At 60.6% G+C, this 355-nt stretch carries 1 protein-coding gene; it reads right to left on the reverse strand.

Annotated elements, in window-relative coordinates; all coding sequences use genetic code 11:
* Positions 1 to 355: PTS transporter subunit EIIC (locus H6B10_RS15725; RefSeq protein WP_204652392.1), on the reverse strand; the 355-nt coding region annotated here is incomplete at both ends.

A 355-nucleotide genomic window follows, 5' to 3' on the forward strand; every position in this document is an offset into this window, starting at 1 on the left:
GGGCACCACGATCATGGAGACCACGGCGGGGCAGATCTTGCGGAAGAATTTTTCCAGATAGACCAGAGTGAAGGCGGCCAGAATGGCGGGAATGACCTGGGCCTGGTAGCCGATCATGTTCACCTGGATGAAGCCGAAGTCCCACTTGGGAATCTCTGCGGCGGGGGTGGAAGCCACCGAGTAGGCGTTGAGCAGCTGACCGGAAACCAGCGTCAGGCCCAGAACGATGCCCAGCATCTGGGTGGTGCCCATCTTTTTGGTCACCGACCAGCAGATACCCACCGGCAGCATGTGGAAGACGGCCTCGCCGATCAGCCAGAGGAAGCTGTCCATGCCGGCCCAGAACTGGCTGATG

The organism is Gemmiger formicilis (assembly GCF_016901605.1).
In the GTDB taxonomy this organism is placed as follows: Bacteria; Bacillota; Clostridia; order Oscillospirales; family Ruminococcaceae; genus Gemmiger; species Gemmiger formicilis_B.